Origin of the sequence: Sphingomonas daechungensis, from assembly GCF_014489495.1 — a bacterium.
In the GTDB taxonomy this organism is placed as follows: Bacteria; Pseudomonadota; Alphaproteobacteria; order Sphingomonadales; family Sphingomonadaceae; genus Sphingomicrobium; species Sphingomicrobium daechungense.
The window spans coordinates 230,504-245,660 of record NZ_CP060780.1; the positions used below are offsets into that span (position 1 = coordinate 230,504).

Annotated in this window: 13 protein-coding genes and 1 pseudogene; 5 read left to right on the forward strand and 9 right to left on the reverse strand. The window is 58.7% G+C overall.

Going from position 1 to position 15,157, the window contains the following annotated elements:
- Positions 1–4 precede the first annotated feature (4 nt).
- The 3 genes from hisG to H9L15_RS16580 all read right to left on the reverse strand — a co-directional run bounded on the left by hisG (position 5) and on the right by H9L15_RS16580 (position 2,207).
- Positions 5–886, reverse strand: coding sequence for an ATP phosphoribosyltransferase (gene hisG, locus H9L15_RS01195; protein ID WP_223276385.1), 882 nt, complete (start codon positions 884–886; stop codon positions 5–7).
- Positions 876–1,193, reverse strand: coding sequence for a YerC/YecD family TrpR-related protein (locus H9L15_RS01200; protein WP_187714892.1), 318 nt, complete (start codon positions 1,191–1,193; stop codon positions 876–878). The genes hisG and H9L15_RS01200 overlap by 11 nt, the downstream gene beginning before the upstream one ends.
- Before the next feature lie 93 nt (positions 1,194–1,286).
- Entirely contained in the window at positions 1,287–2,207 is a 921-nt protein-coding gene (locus H9L15_RS16580) for a type II 3-dehydroquinate dehydratase (RefSeq protein ID WP_262984867.1), read from the reverse strand.
- Between the two features lie 168 nt (positions 2,208–2,375).
- Between H9L15_RS16580 and lysA the strand changes: the two are divergent.
- A pseudogene (gene lysA, locus H9L15_RS01215) lies at positions 2,376–3,628 on the forward strand (diaminopimelate decarboxylase).
- Positions 3,629–3,644: 16 nt separating this feature from the next.
- Here the strand turns inward: lysA and H9L15_RS01220 are convergent.
- On the reverse strand, positions 3,645–4,064 hold the full coding sequence (locus H9L15_RS01220; protein ID WP_187714894.1) for an alpha-isopropylmalate synthase regulatory domain-containing protein: 420 nt from the start codon (positions 4,062–4,064) through the stop codon (positions 3,645–3,647).
- Between the two features lie 490 nt (positions 4,065–4,554).
- Between H9L15_RS01220 and H9L15_RS01225 the strand changes: the two genes are divergently transcribed.
- From H9L15_RS01225 to H9L15_RS01245, 4 genes are all read left to right on the forward strand, one after another.
- A complete protein-coding gene (locus tag H9L15_RS01225) occupies positions 4,555–5,688 on the forward strand; it encodes a protein kinase domain-containing protein (RefSeq protein WP_187714895.1) in 1,134 nt (377 codons plus the stop codon).
- A gap of 225 nt (positions 5,689–5,913) precedes the next feature.
- The gene (locus H9L15_RS01230; protein WP_223276387.1) at positions 5,914–6,936 is read left to right on the forward strand and encodes a UvrD-helicase domain-containing protein; all 1,023 of its coding nucleotides are present in this window, start codon (positions 5,914–5,916) and stop codon (positions 6,934–6,936) included.
- Positions 6,937–7,111: 175 nt separating this feature from the next.
- The gene (locus tag H9L15_RS01240; protein WP_187714897.1) at positions 7,112–8,221 is read left to right on the forward strand and encodes a hypothetical protein; all 1,110 of its coding nucleotides are present in this window, start codon (positions 7,112–7,114) and stop codon (positions 8,219–8,221) included.
- A 591-nt stretch (positions 8,222–8,812) separates the two neighbouring features.
- Positions 8,813–9,424: a hypothetical protein gene (locus H9L15_RS01245; protein WP_187714898.1), complete on the forward strand. Its 612-nt coding sequence runs from the start codon at positions 8,813–8,815 to the stop codon at positions 9,422–9,424.
- Positions 9,425–9,611: 187 nt separating this feature from the next.
- On the opposite strand, the gene H9L15_RS01250 is transcribed toward H9L15_RS01245, so the two are convergent.
- The 5 genes from H9L15_RS01250 to H9L15_RS16585 all read right to left on the reverse strand — a co-directional run bounded on the left by H9L15_RS01250 (position 9,612) and on the right by H9L15_RS16585 (position 15,143).
- Positions 9,612–10,067 (reverse strand): hypothetical protein, encoded by a 456-nt coding sequence (locus H9L15_RS01250; RefSeq protein ID WP_223276388.1) that lies wholly within the window; start codon positions 10,065–10,067, stop codon positions 9,612–9,614.
- Between the two features lie 50 nt (positions 10,068–10,117).
- The gene (locus H9L15_RS01255; protein WP_223276389.1) at positions 10,118–11,182 is read right to left on the reverse strand and encodes an HNH endonuclease; all 1,065 of its coding nucleotides are present in this window, start codon (positions 11,180–11,182) and stop codon (positions 10,118–10,120) included.
- Positions 11,183–11,277: 95 nt separating this feature from the next.
- On the reverse strand, positions 11,278–12,108 hold the full coding sequence (locus H9L15_RS01260) for a hypothetical protein (RefSeq protein ID WP_223276390.1): 831 nt from the start codon (positions 12,106–12,108) through the stop codon (positions 11,278–11,280).
- Positions 12,109–12,344: 236 nt separating this feature from the next.
- Positions 12,345–12,989 (reverse strand): HNH endonuclease, encoded by a 645-nt coding sequence (locus H9L15_RS01265; RefSeq protein WP_223276391.1) that lies wholly within the window; start codon positions 12,987–12,989, stop codon positions 12,345–12,347.
- Between the two features lie 1,053 nt (positions 12,990–14,042).
- Positions 14,043–15,143 (reverse strand): DUF262 domain-containing protein, encoded by a 1,101-nt coding sequence (locus H9L15_RS16585; RefSeq protein WP_223276392.1) that lies wholly within the window; start codon positions 15,141–15,143, stop codon positions 14,043–14,045.
- Positions 15,144–15,157: the final 14 nt, after the last annotated feature.

A 15,157-nucleotide genomic window follows, 5' to 3' on the forward strand; every position in this document is an offset into this window, starting at 1 on the left:
AGCATCATCTTTTCGATGGGCACGACGAGGATGGCGGATGCGCCCGCCCCTTCAGCTCCTGCAGGGTCTCCCAGAAGACGTTCTCCTGACAGACTGCATGCACCGCGAAATGGCCGGGGCGTCCATGCAGCGGCAGGACAGTCGGCGCTTCGGCTCCGGGCAACAGGGCAGTGATGCGACTGAGCGCCTCCTCCGAGGCGTTGAGCATGATGTACTTCGATTCCTTGGTCGCGAGTACACCATCGATGCGGCTGAGGAGCTGGTCGGCGATGGCTTTCCGCTCGTCGTCGAGCGGTTTGCGCGTCCGGATCAGGACGGCCTGGCTCTTGAGGACAGTATCGACCGGCCGAAGACCATTGGCCTCCAAAGTCGCGCCGGTCGAAACGAGGTCGCAAATGTAGGTGGCGATCTCGAGACGTGGCGCCAGCTCCACGGCGCCCTTCATCTGAACGACCTCGGCTTCGATCTTTCGATCGTCGAGGAAACGGCGGAGGAGACGCGGATAGGACGTCGCGATGCGTTGCCGGGCCAGAGACTCGGGGCCCGAGTAGTTCAGGCGCTCTGGCGCGGCGATGCGGAGGCTGCACTGACCGAAGCCAAGCTCCGCAAGGACATCGAACCCGCGCTCGTTCGAACCGAGCGCAAATTCTTCAAGGACGTTCTGGCCGACGATTCCCAGCTCGCAGGCGCCATCGCTGACGAACGTCGGAATGTCGTCGTCACGGACGAACATGAGGTCGGCGGGGAAATTGCCGGCGCGCGCGCTCAGGCTGTTCTTGCCCGCCTCAATGCGAAGACCGGACTCGCGAAGAAGATCCCGGCTCAGCTCAGAAAGACGTCCGGACCGCTGCAGCGCGATGTGGATCCGGCTCCGGTCAACCAGCATCGACACTCTCCAGCGCATCGATGGCAGACCGATACCCCTGGTGTGGCTCCTGCCGAAGGAATCTCCCGACACGCACGATCGTCGTCGTGCTGACGCCGGTGCCATCGTGGATTTCGCGGTAGGACAGCTCCGTTCCATCGAGCAGCCGAGCGACGTGCCAGCGCTCCGCCAGCGCCCGCAGCTCGGACGGGGTGCAGAGGTCGCGAAGGAGCCGCTGCATGTCTGCGCGGCTTCGCGGCGTCAGGAGCGCGTCGCAAAGCTGATCGGTGAGCGCATCAACGTCGCGGGTGGGACTAAGTGGCGGCATGGCTCGTCTTATCGTTACAACGTGTTAATACAGTAGAACGTGACTAGCAGCACTCGGCGTTGAGTCAAGCCGTCGATCCAACGCAACGCCAAATTATTGAAGTGCTTCGAGAACTCTCCTCAAGACCGCCTCGGGAGCAGGCATTCGACCGGTCTCAATTCGGATCTTGGCCAGCTCGTAAAAGGGCCGTCGTTGCTCCCAAAGCTCGCGGAGTTCATCGACCGTCTTGCCCGATGCAACGGGGCGCCCAGAGGATTTGGACAGCCGATCCATGACCGCTTCGAATGGAACGTCTAGCCAGATGGTCAGCGCCCTTTGGTCCAGGACTTGGCGGGTCTGGGCATCCATGCAGGCGCCTCCGCCGATCGCAACGACCTGGGGCTCGCGCCCGACAATCCGGGCGATCGTCTCCCGTTCGATCCGCCGGAACTCAGGCTCGCCGAAGTCTCGAAAAATGGTGGGAATGGCGCACCCCATTTCCTTCTCGATCTCTCGATCCGTATCGATGAAGGGAAGCTCAAGCTCCCGAGCGAGCAGGCGGCCGATCTTAGACTTTCCAGCCGCCATGAAGCCGACGAGGACGAGAGGCTTGCTAGGAAAGCGCGCCACCAGTGCCCAGGATGTAGCGCAGCGCCAGAAGGTAGCCTTCCGTGCCCAGCCCGAGATCACCCCTTTTGCCGCCGCGGTGGTCTTGGTCTCGGCGCGCCAGCTCTCCTTGCGCGCGTGGACGTTGCTGATGTGGACCTCCACGACGGGTGCCGAGCAAGCCAGCAAGGCGTCCAGGACCGCGACGGAATAGGAGTAGCCGGCGGGGTTGATCACGATGCCGTTAGAGTGTCGGGCCGCCTGGATCTGATCGATCAGGCTCCCTTCGCTGTTGGTCTGGTGGAATTCCAGCGTCACGCCCGCGGACTTGCACAGGTCCAGGCACGCGCGCTCGACGTCCGCCAAGGTCGCGGTTCCGTAAACCTCGGGCTCCCGCTCTCCGAGGAGATTGAGGTTCGGCCCGTTCAAAACGTGGATTGTCGCCGGCTTGCGACTTTTGGATCCCGAACCAGGCTTCGCCAGGACGCCCTCCCTCTTCTTAAATGCCAGTGAATGTCGGGTATCCACCGGATTTTGGCAATGCAATCCAATTTGGGATCCCTTGCGCTCAGCGGGAAGCTGTGCGTTGGGGCGGCGATGGATCATTTCGAGATCAGGAACGGCGAGCTCTTCTGTGAGGAAGTCCCGCTGGCGGAAATCGCGGTAGCGGTCGGCACTCCCGCCTACGTCTATTCGACCGCCACGATGCTCCGTCATGCCGAGGTGTTGAAGTCTTCGCTTGGAGGCCTTGGCGATCCCCTCATTGCCTATGCGGTCAAGGCGAACCCGAATCCCGCAGTGCTGGCGACGCTCGCGCAGGCGGGCCTGGGAGCGGACGTCGTTTCGGGCGGCGAGATCCAGCGCGCACGGGCCGCCGGCATCCCCGCGGACAGGATCGTCTTCTCCGGTGTCGGCAAGACCGCGGAGGAGATGCGGCTCGCGCTTGCCGAAGGTGTCTACCAGTTCAACCTCGAATCTATGGCTGAAGCGGAGACCCTGTCGGCGATTGCAACGTCGCTGGGCGTCACCGCGCCGGTGGCGTTCAGGGTTAATCCGGACGTATCGGCCGGCACCCACGCGAAAATCACGACCGGCATTGCCGAGAGCAAGTTCGGCATCGCGATCGGCGAAGCGCCCGCAGCCTATGCGCATATCGCGAATCTGCCCGGACTCTCCGCGCAAGGCGTAGCCGTTCACATTGGCAGCCAGCTCACCGACCTTGCTCCGCTGGAGCGAGCATTCGTCAGGGTCGGCGACCTGCTCAGCGACCTGCGCTCGCAGGGACTTGAGCTTCGCGTCGCCGATCTCGGTGGAGGACTTGGCGTTCCGTACAACCCCGACCTGCCCGCACCCCAGGCCCTCAGGAATATGGCGAGATGGTGCGGCGCGTCACGCGCGATTGGAAGGAGCGGCTGGTTTTCGAGCCAGGACGCCTGATCGTCGGAAACGCTGGTGTACTTCTGTCCGGGGTGGTCCGCATCAAGCCGGGCGCCGTCCACCCGTTCGTGATCGTCGATGCGGCGATGAACGATCTGATCCGGCCCGCGCTTTACGACGCGTGGCATCAGATCGACGGGGTCAGGCCCACCGGCGATCGCTGGATCGCCAACGTTGTCGGGCCTGTCTGCGAATCCGGCGACACCTTCGCGACCGCCCGAGTCATGGACCGGATGGTCGAAGGAGACCTGCTGGTTTTCAGGACTGCTGGAGCTTACGCGGCGGCGATGTCGAGCACTTACAACTCGCGCCCACTGACGCCGGAAGTTCTCGTGAACGGCGATCGTTGGTGCGTGGTCAGGCCCCGCGTCGATGTGATCGATATTTGTCCGGCCGACCAGCCCCGTGGCTGAATGTTCCCTAGGACGGCTAAGCGGTATACCCGGAAGACCTGGCGATGGCGTCGAGCCAAGCCTCGAGCGAGCATCGGACGAGATCCACGCCCGAACTGCTCCCGGAGAAGGTCCTGCCTTTGTGATCGATTTCAACCTCGATCGTGATTGGCAAAGCACCCTCTTCCTCCGGCGGACCGGACCGCACGTTGTAACTGAGAAGGTGCGGGCTCACGCCCACGATGTGGCTCGCGGCCACGAATGCCGCATCGAACGCGCCGGGGGCGGTCCCGATATCGGTCACACGACCTCTTTCGGGATGCTCAAGCTCCACGCGCGCAACGGGCCATGCATCCTTCAACACCGGCGACCGAATATCAATTCGCCGCAGGCGCCACTGCCGGGCATCCAGATCCTGAACCGTCGCGGCCTCTTCAGTGATCGTCGTACTGTCCATAGTTCGCCCACCAGTCGCAGAGCGAAGCAAACGCATTAGTGGCGCTCGGCTCTCGCGTCGGGATACAATAATTAGCGGCCGAACGCCATTTCGGACGCTATCGGGCGACAGAAGAGATTTTGGGACCCCAAGGCTGCAGCATCGTTCGACGCCGATCGGGGAAAAATGGTGGGCGTGGCAAGGATTGAACTTGCGACCCCTGCGATGTCAACACGAGCCGCCTTAGCTAATCTGTTGATTTTTCATCGTTCTGCGCAGCAGCAAAAACTGATTTACCCAACCACGAGGGTTTCAACAACGGTTCTGGTTCACATTGAACCAGCCGAACACTGCAGGTGCAACGCCCACCTAAGTCCCTGATCGTGCGTTCTTTTCATGAAGAACCGATTGATCTCCAAATAAGATGACTGGCCGAAACTGAAAAGAAGCATTGATGCGCTTGATGGACAATCATTAAGCGTTAGCCTGCACCGATAAGGAGGAGCGGCGGTTGGACCAGGCAAAAGCGCTGAGCCTAGAGGAACAGCTCCGCGGTCAGGAACTTGATGGATGGACCATCGAGCGGCTGGTCAATTACGGGAAATCGGCTGCGGTGTTCCTCGGCCGGAAGGCTGGCAACCTAGCGGCTGTAAAGGTCTTCGATACCGAACTAATCGAACGCTATGGCGATTCGACGCAAATGGAAAGGATCGAGCGGGAGCTCGAACTTCGCGGACAATCTCACGATCATCTCGTATCAATCTACGGTGGCGGGCACGACGAAACGAGGAACATCTACTTCGTCGTCATGGAATTCTTAGACGGCCCAAATTTGAAAGAGGCGCTAAGCACCGTCGAAACTGATCAGATCCCTGGGCTTATCTCGCAGCTCGCCTCCGCTGCCAGATTCCTTGAAGAGAAGGACCTGGTCCACAGAGACATAAAGCCCGAAAATATCGCCATTTTGGATGCCGGTCATCGACTAGTTTTAATGGACTTCGGCGTCATCCGCCCGATTAAGGGTTCCAACTTGACGGATCCCGAGGGCATTCAGGCATTCGTTGGCACTCTGCAATACTCCTCGCCCGAGTTCCTTTTGCGAGAAGAAACCCAAGACCTGGAGGGTTATAGAGCCCTTACGTTTTACCAGATTGGAGCCGTGCTTCACGACCTCATCACCAAAAAGCCGCTCTTTGAGCAATTCGCCAATCCCTACGCGAAGCTGGTCAACGCAGTGCAATTTGAACGTCCGAGCATTGTGAATCCGGCTGTGTCGCAGCGCCTGATCGACCTGGCGGAACGGTGCCTTTTGAAGAACCCAGTAACACGTTTGAAGGTGGTGCGCTGGGACGACTTTTTCGCGACCGAGCCGGCCGCTCGCGTATCGCCCCGAGAGCGCGTTGCTGAACGCATGGTGACTGTGCGCGCTCAGTCAGAGAGCGGGGCCGAAAGCCGACTCGGCCAGCTCGTTTCGTGGACACAATGCGAAGGAACGTTCTCGGCCAGCTCAAACTGGCTGCGACCGCCGCCAAGACATCAATGCCTGGCCTTCCGAGAATGCGAAACTGTCGTTGTGAAGGAAACGAGGCCTGCGCTGAGTTCCACTTCGAACCAGACGGTGATGCGGGCTTCCAGCATGGCCTAGCGATACGCGCATGCGTTGATGTCATAGACCCTTCTGAGAACGTCGTTGCTTGCACCGGCAGTGCCTATCTGCCCAAGCGGCCTGGCGGCCCTCCACCGCCCGAAGAGGATAGGTTGTGGTTCCAAGGCGTGCTCGACAACGTATCCCTCCATGCCGCATTCCAAGACTTCTTCTTCGCCGCGGCGGAATGGGGATTGTCGGTCTCCCCAGGCGTGGAGGAAGGTTTTGCAGAGATATTTCGACCAGAGCTCGGTGGAGAGGAGTAAGGATGGACGAGACCTGGTGGCGAACCCTGAACAGCTCGATCCCGATCAACAAGATATTGTGTCGCTACCTCTGGAAGGTAGTCATCTGGTGATTGGCCCGCCGGGCAGCGGCAAGACGAACCTGCTCCTGCTACGAGCGTCGTATCTGACGAGAGCCGGCCGACCCAACATAGCTGTCATCACGTTCGGACGTGTCCTTCGGGAGTTCCTGGCCACCGGCGCCGGTAATTATCCCTTCGAACCAAGGCGTCTACAAACATTTCGCACTTGGGCAGTTGATCTACTCAAAGCCAATGGCGACAATGTTGATACGACTGGCAAGTTTCCTGAAATAAGGAGACGAATTATGCTGTCTCTTACTGACCTTGCTGGAAGATCTGGTGCAGAATTGCGATTCGATTGCATTCTTGTTGATGAAGCTCAAGATTACACTATCGAAGAAATAAAGATAATTAGAAGCTTCTGTGACGAAATATTTGCAGTTGGTGACAACGATCAGAGAATATACGAATCAGACGGCGCTCTCGGATATTTAGGGTCGGTCTGTAATGTGGCTCCAGAACTAAAATATCATTACAGGAATGGCACGGCAATCTGCATTCTTGCTGATGGGATAATGAATAGAGTTGACGGAGGAATGCTAGAGACGTGCAATTATGACGAGAGCACCTATCCTTCGACTGTGCGCCGTTTGGGCGGGCTAGCTCTATCCGATCAGATTGCCGCCGCCGTGCCAGAGTTAGAGACACAGCTCGTCGCGTATCCCAATGAATGGATCGGTGTGCTTGCACCGTTGAAGGTGGATGTCGGTCGTGTGTTCGAAGCGTTGTCAGACACGGCCGTCGGCGACAAGGTTCAGCTCCAGCGCTATGAAGATGGCTACGACACGCTTGATCGTGAGAAGCCCATCATCGTAACCACAATGCACTCGGCAAAGGGCTGGAGTTCAGGGCAGCGCATCTTTTCGCGCTCGACACCATAACCAAGCTCGATAACCACCAGCGCGTAGCCTACACTGCAGTCACTCGCGCTAAAACAAGTTTGGCGCTGTATCATGAAGGTTCTGTGCCAGGATATATTGAGCGCGGCTTAGTGGCTCTAGAAGGTGCGCCCTCTGAGGCGCCGAGCCTCGGTGAGCTGTTCGGAGGGGCCTCGAAATGAACCAGGCGGCACTCTCGCGACCCGACTTCCTCGACTGGCTGGGCAGCACGGCGCAAGGACGGGCGCTGCTCCCGCCGCCGCCCATGTCGCGATCAAACAAAGACGCGCAAATCCACCTCTACTGGTTCCGACCTGATGAAGAACCGTTGATCGCCGTGCCAGCAGCCGAGATGCGCGACTTCTTGGCTTTCACCTCCACATACGTGGGCACGCACACTCCTTTCAGCGCCTTCTTCCGAGTGGTTGCGAAGGAAGTCGCGGATCAACTCATGGCGCGAGATGAAGAGCAACGCGTTCCTGCCGAGGCCCTGATTGGTGCTCTTATAGCCGAAGCGTCACTCAACGGCGGTTCGAACGCTCAGCGATTGTCTGAGATAAGCATACAATTGTGCTTACGATGCTCCTCCGCATCGGTGATCGGTGCGGCGCTAACAGGATACAATCTGGAACTAGCACTCGCAGCACTAGACAGATGGCGTTCAGTCCGTGACACGCTAAGAGCCGCAACAGAACGCGTGCCAGCTCGTCTGATGAGGGACTTCTGGTCGAATGCTCTGGGCGCACTTTCTCACCCCGATGGCTTGCATTTTGCTGACGTTGACCCTCGCCTTCTCGAGCTGGTTTCAGCTGCACAGAGTGGCTCTGATAGCGACGCGGCCGGCATCAACTGGTTAAGCGGTTTGCTGCCGGGAGGGCAGCAGATTTGGCAGATGTTGCGGGCCAGCCGTGAAGACCGCGTTCGGGCTTTGGATCGACTTCGGACAGAACTTACGATGACCGGCGTGGATCAAGAGCGGCAAGACATGTTCGTAGGCTTTGCTGCTTCGATGGTTGCAGAAGGATCTTTTAATTACCTTCCACTCACGCTGAACCACGCCCAAAAGTCTCCGATGGCGGTCATTTGGTTTGGTTTCTTCGCTGGGCTCAATCCAAATAGCGACGTGATGACCACAGGCGACTGTCTTGGCCGGCGGCTCTTTCGATCACTTGCAAGCCCTCGCAATAGCCTTCGCCCCATCGAGGCAGACATTAACTATGAAGAGTTTCTTCTGCTGAATCAGGAAAATCGCATACCGAAGATCCGAACTGAAAGCCGCGGGTTATAAACATAGAGCTTCTTCCGGGCGTGTCGGGGAGGTTTCCGATTGCCCGCGAAACGCAAATGACGGCGGAATCGACGAGCGACGTTCGTCAGCGCGCTGGCCAACTGGACATGGCAAGAAAGCTTTCTGCGCAGCTCCAGAGTGTTCTCCGGGATTTGGATACGCGATTAGGGTCAGATCAGCCGCTTTTTGAAGGCGATCATGTTCGATCGAGCACTTCACGATCGACAGCTAAGCGAAGACCGCGCTGAGCACTGGACCGTAATGTGGATGGCAGAAACGCTGAACTGCCGCCTGATAGGCGGCATCCGGCTAGAGCCGCAGTGCAAGCTTTTAGGACATCGAAATACCTTGCACGCTCTTGGTATTCCAATTTCGGTCAGCTCATTCAGAACAATGCCTTAGCGAGAGGTCATTCCGCCACTTGCAGCTCGACCGCTACGCTGCGGGACTTGTCCAGCGCGAGCTCCGGGCCATTGCAAGGTCTCGCTTGGTGCTCGCGTAACCCCTCCCCTCACCTTTGCAGAGCGAGATATTGACAACTTCGCTCTGCAGATTTATCTGTGCAGACAAATCTCGTCTGGAGATTCCCGGATGTCATTACTCATCACCGCTACGAATGTGACAGAGTTGGGCAATGGCATGTGGCTATTCGATATGCCTCCACATCAAGTGAGGCACTTCGGCAGACCCAGCAGCGCAACCGGGCCGCGCAGCGTTCTACTTTTGAACGATTGCGAGTTCGATCCAGAGCAGCAGCACCTTCGGTTTAAGATTGACGAAGTTACTGCTCTTAACGTTGGGACGACATCACAAGCGGTCGGCATCGACGCGCAGTTGCAAGATGAGGCCTTTCTCCCCTCGAAACCAGCCACACACGCAGTTTCTGCGGGCCCCGGAGATCGCAATTTCCTGCAGCTCGTTCGTTCAGAATTATCTGCGGACCTCGCCAGGGCTGCTGAGGAGTTGCTCGCCGGTGTGCGCGTGAAATCACCGGGAGACCTGAAGCGAGGACAATCTCGAAACTTCAGCGAGACGCCAGACAACTTCTGGTATGTCATCGTTCAGCCACGCATCAACGAGCTCTCAATCACGGTCCGCGGACCTGTTGATCACTTCAAGCCGATGAGTGAACTGGTGATCAAGGACGATCGGGGAATACACGGTTCAAGGTGCGCAGCGAAGCTGACGTTCCGGCTGCGTTGAAGCTGATATTCCACGCCATACGGAAATGCTAACCAAGCACGAACGGCCCTCCGCCCAACTCCCGCTCGATTGCGGGCTTCAGGTGAACCAGGTCAGAAGGTCCAGGCTCTCTTCTCCCGTAAAGCTCTTATCGTCTGGCGCACTGTCGGCAGGAGGTTCTCGGCGAAGGCAACGAGTTTAGAGCGATTTATTTCAAGCACGCGACGCGTAACGTTGCGCCCCAGCAAGATCCCTTCTCCTGATCCAACATCTGACGCCGAGCATCGATGTCGAGCTCGATCGATCTGAGCCCCCTCCATAACGCGATGTCGGTGACTTTCGTTTGTTCTCGCGCGAATGCAAGAACCGCGCGGGCGTCTTCGAGGCGCTCAAGTGAGTGAATGACTGGCTGCTTCTGATCAGCGACCCGTCGATCGGCATCGAATGGCACGTCTAGACTCGACAAGCTCTGTTCCAACTCGACTAGGGCGTCCTCGATAAGCTTGAGGTCAGCTTGAAGCTCTGTCGACTTCTTCCAGCGCTCGACGAATATTGCGCCACCCACCGCCAGGACGACACCGAGCAATGCTCCCGCAAAAGCGAGCCAATCCCCAGCGTCTATTGCGCCTGTGACGGATCTGGCGGCAGTCAGGCTGTAAGCCACGACGGCGCCCAGCACAGCAGCAAGGAGGTAAGAAGCAAACCGCCGCATCGCTACTGCCAGGTTCGGGTCCCGAAATGCTCACGTCGATGGCAATTTGGACAAATCGCTATGGCATTTTCGACGGTGTCCTCACCTCCCTCAGAGAGATGCATCTTGTGATGCACCTCTAAATACGGCGACCCGTCTGATTTTCGATCGAACGGCGCGTTCATGCCGCACCCTTCGCACACCCCCTGGCTTCGGTATAGAACCTCCGCAACGACGTCCGGGTTGCGGAGGTAGGCTATAGCAGTGGTAGCCACAGTCGGCGGTCGTTTCGGAGCGCTCTTCAACCGATTCAAACGCGCTTCTCTCGATGTTTGCACAGCGTTTGCGACCTTCTGAGCGAAGGTGCGTCGCAGCTCGCCCTCATCCACTCGATTCGTCGGCGAGATGACGGAAGACTGGACGAGATCGAACCACTTCGATCCATCAGCTTCACTCACAACCCGCTCGGCCCTGAACTGCCCAGCGAACGTGAACGGTTGTCTTTCTTCCAACCGGTGAAACACGAAAACTGGAAGATCAGGATTTTTGATTATCGCCGCGTTCTCGATGTAGGTCTCACTGAAAACCGCATTGCGAGATTTGAGATAATATTTGAGGCGATCGGGTTCTGAGATCCATTTGTTTGGATACTTACCGCCGCTGAACGTTGCCTTCACGAAGACCGCCTGGGGCTTCGGTGGGTTGCCTATCAGGAGGATCCCTCCACTCCTGTTGTCGTAGAGCTCGGCGAAGATCACGAGTTGGCTGCTAGTGTAACGCTGACCAACAACGAAGTCGTCGAGCCGTGTTCGCTCCGATGCAAACTTGCCAAACTTAGCCATGAATTCGTCATGTATGTCTTCGAACGTTTTGAGTCCTACCGACTTCAAACCTTTGTAGACCTCGGTGTCCGCGGTGCCTTGAAACCGATCCATGTAAGCAACAAGGTCACCGATTCGATCGAACCGCGGCAGCCATGAGCGCGTGTTTTGGATGGTTGCCCTGACTTTACCAGCCACGGCAGCGTTGTTTAGTGCCGGCGTCAGCACATTGACCTCAACAAAAGCACGAGCATCTTCAACGCGCACTACTAACGCCCCCCATCTGATCCACGAGCGGTCGAGTCATCTCGGTTCGCAACAATGAGCGGGCGGGGACGACAGGGAGGAGGCTCCGATCACACTCAATGGACTGAGCGAGCTTCATCTTCCGCGCCGAGAAGCGCGAAGATGGGTTGGAACTCACCCATAGCCCTCAAACACATAGAAGCGGCGAAAGGGAAGATCCTTCCAAAGATCACCCAACCCATCTGGCTCGATGGGCTTGTGTCGAACACAACATTCCCGCCTCGTTCAACGAGCAAGATCAAGTTGCTCCCTTTGTTGGGATGAACGAGATCGCACAGGTAGTCGTAGATGAACTCAACTGCCGGCTCCTCTTCTGCCCACTTTTCAAAACACGTTCCCACGCGCAGAGAGTTCGTCTCGAACTTACGTCGCTCTTCTTTCGTCGTTTTGGCGCGCTTCCTATCGAGCACCGCCTTCGCTCCCTCTTCGAAGTAGAGCGGCCAATTGAACCGCCCACCGTGGAGAAGAGTGTTTAGCTTGGACGATAAGGTTCTGGCGTTCTCCACCGAGATTGATCCCGTCTCAGCGGCATCTTGAATGAGGGGCATCATCTCCTTTGCGGTGAACCTCACCGTTGCGACGAGTTCTGCATACGCTCGCAAGGATTGGAATGCCGCTAGGAGATTGCCGGCGTTAACCTGATCGATGATTGCCCGCGAGAACAGGACCGCCTTGGTCCAGCTGAGCGTGAAGATGAGACGGCTGTTCTCGCGAATGGCGATCATCTCGTCAGGATGGGAGCTTTTGAACTGGGCCTGTGTCGTTGCGTGGTATTCGCGCAATAACCCCTCAGCCTGGACGAGCGCCTGCGCAAACGCTTCCATGCTCTTGCGCGCTTCGCCAGTGACAGCATTCAACGCCGCATCACTGAAACTTCTCGTTGTCATACCCACCTCCGGACTACGCTTGTTATCAACATGCCGCGGTGGATGGCAGATCGATACGGACCTCGGCTGATAGGCAGCACTAGGGTCAAGCATCGCGAATAATCCTAGGACTTCTCCTTGACGCAAGCGCTAAGCGATGCGGAGCGGGATCGCTTGGATTAGCTCGATTCCCGTCCTTGGCGCCCTGCTAAGGTTGTTACATTCGTGCACGAGGTGATGCTCGCCTCAGACGTGGCTCAACCGTCGCCAAAACCAAAATGTCGGCGGTGCCATGAAAGCTGCTCTTTATGCTTCGGCGTTACCAGACGCAGTCTGGCTGTCTCTGGCTGCAGCAGCTCAAGCACTGTTGAATGAAGGTTGGGCTTGTAAATCGCGCGCCCTTCATTGGTGAAGCTCACCAAACCCTTGTCGAAAGCTGCGTCCCAATGTGCAGCGAGCAGCAAGCCATTCTCGGCATCAAGTCGTTCGGCATCATGGCGGCATAGTGCCCAAGGCACGATATGGCTCGCGCGCAGCAGTTCTAGCTGGGCGATACCGGTGACCGCACACTGGGCATCCCAATAAAGCAGCAGCGCACGGCGGAAGATGTCTTGACCCTTGCGCTGTTTGACCAACCGCTCGGCCTCGGTGTCGCCGAGCCCGCGCACTTCCACTTCGTATTCCGCAAGCGGCAGGGTGGGCAGGCTTGAAGCCAGCTGCCAAGCGCGAGAAAGCGCGCGGCGCATCTCAATCTGATCGACGAATCCGAAGGCCCCGCGGAACCGCCCCGGTGGCGGCGCGGCTGAAGCGGCATCCAATCGCTCGGCCACACCAGGATGCTCGACAGCAAGGAACCAGGCAGAGCCGTCGGCACTCACCGCCAATGCAATTTCACCCGGCACGTTCTCCTCGCTGGCGAAGAACAGCCAGCCGTTTGCGAGCCCCTTTTGACGGCGATAGCCGTGATTCGCGGCCGCTTCGATAAGTTCCGAACGCAGAGCAAATGGTGGGTCTTGGGCGCGGAGGTTGGTTTCCATGACGACGTCGAGGTCGCCGCTCACTCGGCCGCTTCGAGCTGCTCGTCGACGCCGATCGCTCCCCGCTCGCACTCAAGATTTCGCGACGCACATAGTCCTTGAAAGTCTCGACGGACACGAAGCAGCGGTAGTTTGCAGCGTTCGCCAGGGCGAGCAGTTCGGCACTCTCATCCAGCAGGAGCGCAACTCGCTCGGTCAGCTCCGCCTGGACCCCATCGGGCCACGCTAGATCAAGCAAAGCGAGCTGCTCGCCGGTGTCGGGATCGACGAGCTCGAACGACACCTGACCGCGCGACAGTCCCTGTCCCTCCAGCCAATCATTCAGCTCAATCAGTGCTTCTTCTTCCTCGACGCTCGAAACGCCGCCGAGCACGTTCCCGGCCGCTGAAGCGGGCACACTCGCCAACGCGGGGTCCATCGCCGCCAACCAGCGCTCGTCACCATTCAGCAACTCTTTGAAAACTCGGTTTGCCTCGTCAGCGAGCAAGTTCCGGCGCGCGTCGAGGAACCGATCGAAGTTCTCGATCCGCCACAGCTCGGGATCCATCGGCACCCATTGCGAGGCTAACGCACCCGGATGACGCTTCTCGATCTCCGGGAAATAGACCTCCGGACGGGTGTCCGAGATCTTCAAGTTCGTGCCCTTGGTTAGGAAGCAGAAATTGGCGAGGGCGTTGACCTTCGCGCGCCCCACGTTCGCCTTGTAGAGTTGCGCCTTTGGGAAGATGTGATGCACCTCCAGGCCGCTCAATTTGCCGAGAAGCTCCGCCTTGAGCTCAAGTCCGGATCCCCAATCGCGCGCGCCACGCACCCGTGTCAGCATATAGAGGATGGGATAGAAGCGCGCGCCCACGCTCCAAGAGTCGAAATGCGACGGCTCCACGCGAAGGCCGCCGCGCCACAGCCGCAGCACCTCGATCAACTTGTCGAGCCCGCCTTCCGGTCCTTCCAGCGCCTCGAGGTCCACGTCGATGAAGCTTTCGACCGACCCCGAGAACCGGCCCCACATCGCGGCCTGGGTATACCAGAACAGCAGTTTGTCGCGCTCCACCGCGTCGAGCTGGCCGCCCGGATGTCGAGGTAGCGGCTCATCACGGAGATCGCTCCGCGGCCGAACAGGACCCGGTCATGGTCTAGCCCCAGCCGCCCAGCGATGTAGTTGAGGCTGGTATCAATGTGCTTGCCCGCGCGCTTCAGCGCATCGCTAACCTCGGCTGCCGGCTTGTCATGCAGATAGAGGAACTTCGCCTCGCCCGTGAGGACGGTGTTCACCGAGCGCAGCAGCCAGTCGAGCGAAAAGTCGTAGCGATGGGCCTTCCAGCCGTCGAGCAGCAGTTTCATCCGAGCGCGAGCATCGGGCCAGCTTGCGCAGATCTTGGCGAGCGCGAGGTCGCCCTTGGACAGCTTGGTCCCGCCGCTATTCACCTTGTTGAAGATGTCCACCACGACGTCGAGCGTCATGTCAGGGCCGGTGATCTCCTCGATATGCAACCCGATGTCGCGGATGCCGAGCAGGCGGTTAAGCCGGCCGGCATACTCGCCTACCAACGCGGCGTGCTCCGGCCGCGTAGCGATTTCCGCGACTAGTTTGCCGAGCCCCTCGTTCCCGTGCGCGAAAAGCTGGCTAACATCGATCCAGAGTGGATCGTCGCGCATCGCGATCGGCTGGTAGAACTGGAACTCCTCGTTGGCGATGTGGAAATGCAAGCCTGTGAACGCCTGCTCGTTGCCGTCGAAGAATTTCGGCGCAGCGCCCCGGATGACGCCATACAGCGATGTCATGCGCTGCTGCCCGTCGAGCAACAGCTTTACGACGCCGGGCGCGAGCTCCTGGTCGCCACGGTGGATCGCCTCCTCGGATTGAGTGGCCCAAACCAGGAGCCCGCCGACCGGGTGCCTGCGGTAGAGCGACCCGAACAGTCCGCGCACCTGGTCGCGGCCCCAGACGTAGCCGCGCTGGAACTCGGGCAATGCCATGTGGCCATTGTCGATGTAATCGAGAATTGTGCTGATCTGCACGTTGCCTCCCTGTC